At 29.2% G+C, this 11,315-nt stretch carries 8 protein-coding genes; all 8 read right to left on the bottom strand.

Annotated features, from left to right (window positions below):
* Positions 1–24: 24 nt before the first annotated feature.
* The 8 genes from XO12_RS06195 to XO12_RS06160 all read right to left on the bottom strand — a co-directional run bounded on the left by XO12_RS06195 (position 25) and on the right by XO12_RS06160 (position 11,315).
* Complete coding sequence (locus XO12_RS06195; RefSeq protein ID WP_047265422.1) at positions 25–2,193, bottom strand: sodium-translocating pyrophosphatase; 2,169 nt, start codon at positions 2,191–2,193, stop codon at positions 25–27.
* A 60-nt stretch (positions 2,194–2,253) separates the two neighbouring features.
* Positions 2,254–3,345 carry an HD family hydrolase gene (locus tag XO12_RS06190; protein WP_047265421.1) on the bottom strand — a complete coding sequence of 364 codons (1,092 nt, stop codon included), beginning with the start codon at positions 3,343–3,345 and terminating at the stop codon, positions 2,254–2,256.
* A 4-nt stretch (positions 3,346–3,349) separates the two neighbouring features.
* On the bottom strand, positions 3,350–4,312 hold the full coding sequence (locus tag XO12_RS06185; protein WP_047265420.1) for a DNA polymerase III subunit delta: 963 nt from the start codon (positions 4,310–4,312) through the stop codon (positions 3,350–3,352).
* On the bottom strand, positions 4,287–5,987 hold the full coding sequence (locus XO12_RS06180) for a penicillin-binding transpeptidase domain-containing protein (RefSeq protein ID WP_175419912.1): 1,701 nt from the start codon (positions 5,985–5,987) through the stop codon (positions 4,287–4,289). Before XO12_RS06180 ends, XO12_RS06185 begins: the two co-directional genes overlap by 26 nt.
* Before the next feature lie 4 nt (positions 5,988–5,991).
* Positions 5,992–6,267, bottom strand: a complete 276-nt coding sequence (locus tag XO12_RS06175; RefSeq protein ID WP_047265418.1) for a hypothetical protein — start codon at positions 6,265–6,267, stop codon at positions 5,992–5,994.
* A 14-nt stretch (positions 6,268–6,281) separates the two neighbouring features.
* Complete coding sequence (gene rsmH, locus XO12_RS06170; RefSeq protein ID WP_175419911.1) at positions 6,282–7,169, bottom strand: 16S rRNA (cytosine(1402)-N(4))-methyltransferase RsmH; 888 nt, start codon at positions 7,167–7,169, stop codon at positions 6,282–6,284.
* Positions 7,170–7,296: 127 nt separating this feature from the next.
* On the bottom strand, positions 7,297–9,141 hold the full coding sequence (locus XO12_RS06165; RefSeq protein ID WP_047265416.1) for an ABC transporter ATP-binding protein: 1,845 nt from the start codon (positions 9,139–9,141) through the stop codon (positions 7,297–7,299).
* Positions 9,138–11,315: an ABC transporter ATP-binding protein gene (locus tag XO12_RS06160; protein ID WP_175419910.1), complete on the bottom strand. Its 2,178-nt coding sequence runs from the start codon at positions 11,313–11,315 to the stop codon at positions 9,138–9,140. The genes XO12_RS06165 and XO12_RS06160 overlap by 4 nt, the downstream gene beginning before the upstream one ends.

The following is an 11,315-nucleotide window of genomic DNA, read 5'->3' as shown; positions in this document are numbered from 1 at the left end:
AATTACTTTGTAATTATTTAACCTTTAGAATAAATGATATATTTTAAATATGGAAACTGTGATTAATGAAGTAACGGCCATTATTTTTATCAAAATATCAAGAGAAGGTCCTACGGTATCTTTTAAAGGATCTCCTACAGTATCTCCTACAATTGAAGCGTTATGAGCATCCGTACCTTTCCCTTCACCTTCTAAATTTCCATTTTCAATATATTTTTTTGCATTATCCCAGGCTCCACCTGAATTTGCAGTGAAAATTGCAAGCATAACACCACTAAAAGTTGTTCCTGCCAATAATCCACCTACAAAATCTGTTCCAAAAATGAATCCAGATATTAAAGGTGTTAAAACTGCAATTAAAGCTGGAACTTTCATTTCTTTTAATGCACCATCACTACTTATTTTAATACATCTATTATAATCTGGTTTATTTTTTCCCTCCATTAATCCTGGAATTTCCCTAAATTGTCTTCGGATTTCTTCAACCATTTTTTCTGCGGCAGTTACCACAGCATCAATTAAATATGCACTGAAAAAATATGGTAAAGCTGCACCGAACAATGCTCCAGCTATTGTTTTTGGACTTAAAAGATTTATATTTAAAAAACTTTTTAAATCAATCTGCATGGAAGGATTTATTTGTGAATAAACAAAGGATGCAAATAATGATAAAGCTGCGAATGCTGCTGAGCCAATGGCAAAACCTTTACCAATTGCAGCAGTTGTATTTCCAACAGAATCAAGCATGTCAGTAATTTTTCTTACTTCAGGATCCAATTTTGCCATTTCACTTATACCACCAGCATTATCTGCAACCGGTCCATACGAATCAACAGAAACCGTTGCAGCAACAAACGAAAGCATTCCCATTGCTGCCATAGCTACACCGTATAAACCGGAAAAATAATCTGCAATTAAGATTCCAAACATTAACATAAAAACAGGATATAAAACACTTTTCATTCCCAACGCCATACCTTTTGATATTACAATAGCAGGTCCGCCTTTGGCAAATTTTGCTAATTCTTTTGTAGGCTTATATTTATCACTCGTATAATACTCAGCTAATAAACCTATTATAATACCGGAAAAAATGCCAACTATTGCAGATAACCATGGAGAATAAACACCAAATCTGAAATTCATTAATTTTAATTCGTCTTGAGGTAAATCTTTTAAATAATAGACGCTTAAAAAAAAGGTTAAAATTATAGTAATTGCCGCAGAGGAAAATAGCGAAATATTAAGTTCCTTATGCGGATTATCAGAACTCTTTTTAAATATTACATATAATATTCCTATCATCGCCCCAATCAATCCTAATATTGTGAAAAAAACAGGATAAGTTGATAATTTATACGTTGTAATATATGAAATTTCTTTAATATCTTTTGATATTAAAAAACTAGCGTACAATACTAAAACAACAGAAGAGATAATTGCTCCAATATAGCTTTCCAGTAAATCAGCTCCTAATCCTGCAATATCTCCCACGTTATCTCCCACATTATCAGCTATTGTTGCGGGATTTCTTGGATCATCTTCTGGTAAATTTAATTCTGTTTTTCCTACTAAATCAGCTCCCATGTCAGCAGCTTTGGTATAAATCCCACCACCGACTCTATCAAACATTGCAATGATGGAACAGCCAAGAGCATATCCTGAAACAGTCATAGCGAATGGGATATAACTTATTCCTAACCAATTTCTTATTACAACTATATTTTCCTTATTTAATTGTCCACGCCAGATACCAAATATTATATAAACCAATATTAACCCCAATAATGCAAATCCAGCAACAGACAATCCCATTACGCTACCACCCTGAAAAGCAACTTTTAGTGTTTTTCCTATATTTTTAGTAGTTCTTGCAGTGTTTGAAACCCTTACATTGGCATATGTAGCCATTTTCATACCGATATATCCAGCACTTCCGCTCATTAATGCACCAAGAATAAAAGCAATGCCAACATTTATGTCTGTTACAATCATAAGAAGAATAGAGATAAACACTACATATATACCAATAGTTTTATATTCATGATTTACAAATGTTTTTGCACCCTCTCTGATAGCCAAAGCGACCTCTTTCATTTTATCTGTACCTTCATCCAGTTTTAAAACCGAATAATAATTAAACATAGCAAAGCCTAAAGCGATTAACGGTATGATGATTATGTAATATAACATAATACCCCCCCTTTTTTGATGAAATGCGTATAATTTATATTAAAAAATTTTATAGGGGCTTTAGTTAAAAAAAGTCAATTTTTCAATTTCATCAATTAATTCATATATAAAATCAAAATTAAATTGCTTTAATTCCTTTTTCATATTAAAAAAGGCTTCCCGAAATAATATTTGCGAATTTCCGGATTTTATTTCAATGGCACATTCAAGCATGGCATTAAAAAGATCAGAAGCTCTAACATATCGTCCATATTCATTATCAAAAGGATTTATCATGTACTTTTTAAATTGTTCAAATATTGCTATAGTATCCTCATCTTTTTTTAACCATTCTTCTATCATCTCTTCTTCTATTGTTGATATAATATTTTCAAGACCTTTTACCTTTTTTTTAGTTGGAGTTATGACATCGCCAGTAAATGCTTCTGGAAAATCGTGCAAAATACTTGCAATAATTATTTCATCTAATAATTTATCATTATTCCTATTATTCAAATAATAAAATATAATTGCGGTAGATACCACCATGAAAGTATGAGATGAAACAGAGCTTTTTACATTTCTGTGGTTTTTATTCCATCTATACATGGTAGTTAATCGTGTTGAGGTTTTCAATACATAATTTAATATACTTTCCAATTCATTTATATGTTCCAAATTTAATCTCAATTTCCTCAAATTCTTTTCAGTTTCCTGCTTTGGACCTTCAAAATATTCTGGAAATATTCTACTGTTAATTTCCATTTCTTTTAATGAAACCATTAAATCAATGAATTGAGTATATTTTTTGAATTTTATGTCATAATCAGATTCGAAAAATTGAACAATTTTGTTTTCTTTCAATTCATCATAACTTTTTTTCAGAACCATTTTCCACATATTTTCATCTTTTTCTAATATCCTTTTTTTGGTATCTAATGAAACATCAGATAGAATAATTTTTGGGAGTTCTTTAAATATTTTTGCTTTAATATTAGAAGAAATAGACAAATTATATCCCTTTTTATTTAAATACTCAAGGGATATTAAGTTTAAAATTAAACTGTGAAAAACATTATCCGCTTCTGTAAATCGCAGCAATGCTGGTCTATTATTCCAGCGATAAATAGTAAATAAATTTGTTAATTCATATATACTTTTACCCAGACTCATATTATCACCCACAAATATAATATATTAAATCCAACAATATTAAATCGCCCTTTTCACCAGTTTTAGCCATACGATCATATTCTTCAAGTTTTATAATAATATTCATAATATCTTTTTTTTTGTAAAAAAGAGTATGATTGGCATAAAATATCTTTTCATTTTTGAATTTTACACCCAAAAATTTTTTCACGCGCATTTTTGAAACGTTTGTTAATTGAGAAACTTTTTGCACTTCTGGCCAATTAAACTTTTTCTTTAGTTCTACATTAATTATAACACGATATAGGTCAAAAAAGTATTTAAACAAATAACCTAATAAAGAAATAATATTAAAATCTGGAGAAGATAAAAAATCTTTCGCCATTTTTAATACTTCTTCTTTTCTTTTGGAAGATAACAAATATGAAAATTCTTCAAAATTAATATTTATATGTGTAGTGCCGATTTCTTTTATATCATTTAATGTTATAACTTCATCAGAATATATGGCAGCTTTCTTTAATTCTTCGAATAAATAATTGTCATCATTGCCATATGTTTCTAAAATGTACGAAATAGCATTTTCCTCAATTTTTTTTCCAAAAAAACTAACAATATCTTTTATATATTTTCGCCATTTTTCATCTTCCCAGGGTTTTGGTAATGAACATTCTATAAATTCCTCAAAATCTGCTTTTATTTTTGTATTATTTAATATAATAAGATTTTCTATACTTTCAGAATATATGTTGTTTATAATATCTAAAATTTCTTTTTGATTTTTTTTATTAAACTTATTAAAATCTTTTATAATAACATTTTTTTTATCTCCAAACAAAGAATTAGATAAAACGTTATTTTTTATTTCATCAATAGGAGAAGGTGAATCAGGAGTAATGCTTATATTTGAAATCTCAATATTATAGAATTTTTTTAATGCCATATCTTTTTTTATCTTAGAATCACCGAATATCAGTATTTTTTTCATTTTTTTCATCTCCTAAGTATAATATTACAAAATCAATGTCTTTTATATTATAAGAAATATCAGGAATTTGTCTTACAACATAATTGCCATTTCCATATAATATCACTTTTTTTTCATTAATACCAAGAGTTTTTAAAATAAACAAAGCTTCTGTTAGTGTCATGTTTTTTAGATTTGGAAGATAATTTTCAACTATTTGGAATTTGTTTGAATATTTAAAATCTTCTAATCTATAAAAAATATTTGTTGCTACAGGGGCAGCAACTTCACCACCGTAATATTCCTTTTTAGGATCATCAATAATAGAAACAATAGTATATTTGGGTTTTGATGCAGGGAAGAATCCAACAAATAGTGAATAATATTTATCTGAATAACCTTTTCCAGATATAGCTTTTTGCGCAGTTCCTGTTTTACCGGCAATCAAAACACCAGGTTTATAAGCTTTTCTGGCAGTACCTTTAAGCATAGTATATCTTAACCAATCTTTCATTAAATTCGCAATTTCAGGAGAAAAAACCTGAAAACTTTTTGATTTATTTTTTTCTAAAAATGTTGGTTTTACATATTTTCCATTATTTGCAAAAATGTTAAATATTGAGACTAATTGTATAGGTGTAACTCCAATACCCTGACCAATTGCAATTTGATAAGGTGTAATTTTATACCAATTATCAGGTTTGGTAAAAACCCCATTAATTTCTTTGCTAAATTCTATACCTGTTTTTTTCCCAAAACCCATTTGATCAAGTTTATTATATAACCATTCATTGGAAAAATTTTCCCTTATGGTTTTCATAACTTTAACAGCTGCAACATTAGATGAATAAGCAATTGCATCCTTTACATCAATACTATTAAAAGAATGTCCTTCGACTTCGCTTATTGTAAAATTAACTCCATCTACAGGTGAAATGGATGGAGATAATGTGAATTTTTGATATGGAGAGATCAATCCTTCTTCAAGGGCAATGGAATAAATTATTGGTTTCATGGTGGATCCTGGTTCAATATATCCCATAAACGCCATATTCCACGGATAATGTGAAACCACTGCTCTGATTTTTCCAGTTTGAGTTTCCATTATTATTACAGTTCCACCTTCGGCATTTTGCTCTGTAATCATTTTTGAAAGTTCTTCATAAGCAATTTTTTGCATTTTCAGATCCAGAGATAATTGAATATTTTGTGTGCTTAACAGCCCTTTTTTATATAGATACGGTTCTATGCCATATTCAGTTTTCCCAATTTCACCAATATTTTTTCTCAAATCATATGAAGAATTGTAATTTCTTTCATAGGTTTTATATATTCTTGAATATTTTAAAATGTTGCCCGGGATATATGTCTTTAGTTCTAATATATCTTCAAATTTTCCAAGTAATATAAAAGATTTGTTAAAGTCATTTTCATTTAAAAAACGTTTCAGTTGAGGTTTTAATTTTTCTAATTTATTTCTTTTTCTTATAGTTTTTAAGTCCAGCCATACCTCATAAATAGTTCTGTCAACAGCAATAATACGACCTTCCTTATCTAGTAAGGTCGCTAATTTTTTGCTACTTTCATTTATTTTGTAATTTTCATTTAAATTATAAGGTTTTAAAAATAAAACATAGGAAATTAAAAAGATATATAGAAATACTATAATGAGTAAAGTTAAACGGCTACGTAGCACAAAATTATTCTTCCTCCATTATGATAAGGGCTTGTTTATAAAATTCTAATTCGGTGTTTACAGTTTGAATTTTCGTATGATAATCCAAAATTCTCGAATTCATGCTGGATACATTATTTTTTAAGGTTTGTATCCTATTACCAAAATTTAATGTGGCAATGATAAACCCTATCATTAATATTACTAAAAATGAAATAACAACAAATGAAACAGAAATGCTTTTTATCTGCTTTACTGTTCGTTGATTAATTGCTGGAAAAAACTTCAGGCGTTTTTCCATAGTTTAGCCCCCTTTCAAATCCGTTCGGCCACCCTAATGCGAGCACTCCTTGCTCTGGGGTTAGACTTTATTTCTTCGTCTGTTGGTAAAATAGGTTTTTTAGTCAAAAGTTTAAGTTTTTCATTGCTTCTAAAAAAATTTTTAACTATTTTATCTTCCAGTGAATGAAAAGAAATGATACAAATTCTTCCTCCAGTATTTAAAAATTCAGGGAATTTTTCAAGAGCAGTTCTAATATTATCGAATTCCCTATTAACTTCTATTCTGATGGCCTGAAAAGTTCTAGTTGCAAAATGCCTTTTTCGACGGTATCTTTCCTTTGGAGGCAACGCTTTTTTTATAACCTCAACAAGTTCAAAAGTAGTGTTAATTGGCCTCGAATTAACTATATATCTTGCTATTCTTCTTGCAAATTTAAACTCCTCGCCATATTCAAAAATAATTTTTGATAATTCTTCTTCGGGATATTCATTTATAACTGTCCATGCGGTAAAATCTGAATCGGGATCCATTCTCATATCGAGTGGTTCATTCTTCATAAATGTGAATCCGCGATTCTCCCCCTTTAATTGAAATGTTGAAACACCTAAATCCATTAAAAAACCATCTACTTTCTTTATGCCGAGTCCATGTAAAACAATATCTATGTCTTTATACGAAGCTTTGAAAAATTCTATTTTATTTGTTATTTCTTTTATTCTGTCTTCAGCTATTTCAAGAACCTCATAATCCACATCCACTGCTATTATTTTTGCCTTCCCATTTGTTTTTTCATAGATAGCTTTAATATGACCGCCTTCACCGGCTGTACAATCTACATATATACCATCGTCCTTTGTTATTAAAAACTTTAATACTTCTTCTACCATTACACTTTTATGATAATCATCATATTTTCTCATAATACACCTCATATCTTTTTTTAAAAAATTATATCATATATGCTCAAAAAAACAAAAGTTTAAATATATTAACTTATATAATTATAAAATTACCATGTCCAAAAAGTAAAACAGCTTATTTTTTCATTTAAAAATTCTCTACAACTTCAAATTGTGAATTATACATATTTGCATAAAATCCATTTTTCTTTAGTAATTCTTCATGTGTTCCCTGTTCAATTATATCCCCTTCATTCATTACAATAATTAGATCTGCTTTTTTTATTGTTGATAATCTGTGTGCAATAACAAAACTTGTTCTATTTTCCATCAATCGTTCCATAGCCTGCTGTACTTTTAATTCTGTTCTTGTATCTACAGAACTTGTAGCTTCATCTAAAATTAATATTTTTGGGTTTGCTAAAAATGCGCGGGCTATCGTAATTAATTGTTTTTCCCCCTGGGATAGATTATTCATTTCCTCATTTATAACCATGTTGTATCCGTCTGGTAATGCATGAACAAAACTATCAACATGAGCCATTTTAGCTGCTTCAATGACTTCTTCATCAGATGCATCAAGTCTACCGTATCTTATGTTTTCCATTATGGTTCCGTTAAAGAGCCATGTATCCTGCAAAACCATTCCAAAGATTTTTCTTAAATCTCTTCTTTTGAAATTTTTTATATTATGATCATCTATTAAAATCTCTCCATCATTAACATCATAAAATCTCATTAATAACTTTACCAATGTAGTTTTTCCTGCACCTGTTGGACCGACAATTGCAACAGTTTGTCCGGGATATATTATTTCAGAGAAATTCTTTATAACTATTTTATTTGGAGTGTATCCAAATTTTACATTTTTAAATTCAACTTTACCCTTAATATTGATCATTGGCGTATCCTTATCTTCAATTTCTTCTTCTTCATCTAAAAATTCAAAAACTCTTTCTGCGGCAGCAGCTGTTTGTTGAAATACATTTGAAATATTTGCAATCTGTGCAATTGGCTGTGTGAATGACCTTACATATTGTATAAATGCTTGGATATCACCAACTTCAATAATTCTCTTTGCTGCAAACCAGCCACCCATAACTGCTACGACAACATATCCAAGATTTCCAACAAAGTTCATAAGCGGCATCATAATGCTTGACAAAAATTGTGATTTCCATTCAGTCTTATATAGTTGATTATTTAAATGGATAAACTTTTCAATACTTTTTTTCTCACCATTAAATGCTTTAACAATAACATGACCGCCATACATCTCTTCAACATGTCCATTCACATGTCCTAAAAACTCCTGCCTTTTTTTAAAATATTTTTGAGAATGTTTGATAATGAACATCATTAAAAAGCCTGAAATTGGTAATATAATAATGGTTACGAGTGTCATTTGCCAGCTAATTGATAGCATCATTACTAAAACTCCAAGAACGGTTGTTAAAGACATTATTATTTGAGATAGACTTTGATTTAATGTATTACTTACAGTATCAACATCATTTGTAATTCTCGAAAGAATTTCTCCATGATTGGTTCCATCAAAATATTTTAATGGCATTTTATGTATTTTATCCATTATTTGTTTTCTTAATTTATATGTAACTTTCATTGAAATTCCGGTCATTAACCATCCCTGTATATAACCAAATAATGCACTAAAAAGATAAATTCCCAATAATATTCCCAATACTTTTCCAATATATGAAAAATCTATTCCCTGGGAATTTCCCATTATCTTTCCAACTATACCTTCGAAAATTTTTGTTGTAACCTTTCCCATGATTTTTGGGCCCACTATTGAAAAAATTGCACTGATCATTGCAAAAAAAATGGATGTTATTAAAGGTATTTTATATGGTGAAAGGTATTTTATTAATCTCTTCATTGTGCCTTTAAAATCTTTGGCTTTTTCAACAGGGCCTCTCATCATAGGACCACCTCTACCTGGTCCAGGTCTTTTTAAAGTATCTTTACTCATGCCAATTCCTCCTCGGATAACTGAGAATATGCTATTTCTCTATATACATCACAGGTTTTCATAAGTTCTTTATGTGTTCCTATACCAACGATTTCACCTTCATCGAGAACTATAATTTGATCTGCATTGATAATGGTTGAAATTCTTTGGGCTACTATTATTACTGTGCTATTTTTGGTATATGATTTTAGTTTTTTTCTAATAGATAAATCTGTTTTGAAATCAAGTGCTGAAAAACTATCATCAAAAATATATATATACGGTTTTTTAGCTAAAGCACGTGCTATTGATAATCGTTGTTTTTGACCACCAGAAAAATTCTTACCTTCTTGAGAAACTTCTTCTTTAAATCGTTTTGGTAGCTTATTAATAAACTCTAGAGACTCTGATACATCTGCAACTTTTTCCATTTCTTCATCTGTCAAATTTTCATTTCCATATTTTATGTTTGATTCAATAGTTCCACTAAATAGCGTTGTATTTTGAGGTACATAGCCTATATATTTTCTTAATTCATTCTGTGTTAATTCTCTTACATCTATTCCATCTATTAAAATCTGCCCTTTATCAACATCATAAAATCTAGGTATTAAATTTACCAATGTGGATTTTCCGGAACCAGTTGAGCCAATAATTGCGGTAGTTCTTCCTGGAAGTGCTTTAAAATTAATATTTTTTAAAGCATAATCTCCACCGGGATATTTAAAATATACATTTTTAAATTCTACGATACCTTTAATATTTTCCGTTAATGTTTTTGGATTTTTTGGATCTGTTATAGTTGGTTTTGTATTCAATACTTCTGCCACACGATTTGCTGAAACCGAAGCTCTTGGCAAAAATATAAAAATCATTGACATCATTAAAAATGAAAATATAACCTGTATTGCATATTGCATAAATGCCATCATATCTCCAACCTGTAAATTAAATTGATTAATCTGGTGAGCTCCAAACCACATTATCAATAACACGACCCCATTCATCACAAAAATCATTGACGGCATTAAAAATGCCATTAATCTTCCAACAAATAATTGTGTTTTTGTCAGATCAATGTTAATTTCATCGAATCTTTCCTTTTCTCTATTATCTGTATTAAATGCCCTGATAACCATCATACCTGTCAGATTTTCCCTCGATACAAGATTTAATTTATCCACCAATTTTTGAATCAATTTAAATTTTGGTACTGCAAGTGTAAAGATGCTTCCTATAATTCCAAGTAATATAATAACTGCTAAAGCTATTGTCCAGGATAAAGAAGGACTTTTGTCTATAGCTTTGAATATTGCTCCTATGCTCAAAATTGGAGCATAAAACATAATTCTTATTAGTATTACCATGACATTTTGTATCTGGGTTATATCATTAGTTGTTCTTGTGATTAAAGAAGCTGTTGAGAATTTATCAAATTCTTCACCTGCAAAGTATTCAACCTTTGTAAATAATTTCTCTCTTAAATCCCGTGCCAATCCTCCTGCAGTCTTTGATGCAAAAAAACCAACGGCTATAGCTGATAATGCCCCTATTAATGTTATTAAAAGCATAATAACTCCTGCTTTAAATATATAATTTTTTTGATATGTATAAAGATCAATTCCGACTTTTTCATACTCATTTTTTATTGCCATGATTAATGACTGCTTTATCATTTCGTCGCCCATTAGTTCGAATTTTTTGTATATGTTATTTGAAAAATCTAATCTTTGCTGTTGTGGAACAAAAATTAATAGTTTAAATATATCCAATTTGCTTTTAGTATTTATTTTTAAACCTTCTGTTTCACCCTTTTCAATAGCATTTACAGCTAAAAAAGCTTTTTTAAATATATTTTCCAGATCCTTTTGTGGATTTTTTACTAAAATGTATACGCTTTCCTTTTTTAAAACAGGATATGTGTATTTACTATCTCCTTTTTTTATATATGTATAACTATCCAATATTTTGTTTTTTTCTTCTGTTGTCATAAATAAAAATAATTTTTTCATTTCACTGCTCCTAATAACTTTCGGAATGGTGTCTTCTACACCACTTTGTTGAATACCTACATTAACTATTTTAGACATATAATCAGGTAAAGCTAAGTTTGTAATCGCCTGAACGTATAGCAATACAATTGCTATTATCAAAAATAGTGCATATGGTTTTAAATATTTCATTATTTTCAACAT

This window comes from Marinitoga sp. 1154 (assembly GCF_013363285.1).
GTDB lineage: Bacteria > Thermotogota > Thermotogae > Petrotogales > Petrotogaceae > Marinitoga.
This window is presented reverse-complemented; position numbering and strand designations above follow the sequence as displayed.

Coding starts and splice junctions, on each gene's coding strand:
- rsmH (WP_175419911.1), bottom strand. CDS start 7,169: ATGAGAAAATATGATGATTATCATAAAAGTGTAATGGTAGAAGAAGTA.
- XO12_RS06190 (WP_047265421.1), bottom strand. CDS start 3,345: ATGAGTCTGGGTAAAAGTATATATGAATTAACAAATTTATTTACTATT.
- XO12_RS06175 (WP_047265418.1), bottom strand. CDS start 6,267: ATGGAAAAACGCCTGAAGTTTTTTCCAGCAATTAATCAACGAACAGTA.
- XO12_RS06185 (WP_047265420.1), bottom strand. CDS start 4,312: ATGAAAAAAATACTGATATTCGGTGATTCTAAGATAAAAAAAGATATG.
- XO12_RS06160 (WP_175419910.1), bottom strand. CDS start 11,315: ATGTTGAAAATAATGAAATATTTAAAACCATATGCACTATTTTTGATA.
- XO12_RS06195 (WP_047265422.1), bottom strand. CDS start 2,193: ATGTTATATTACATAATCATCATACCGTTAATCGCTTTAGGCTTTGCT.
- XO12_RS06165 (WP_047265416.1), bottom strand. CDS start 9,141: ATGAGTAAAGATACTTTAAAAAGACCTGGACCAGGTAGAGGTGGTCCT.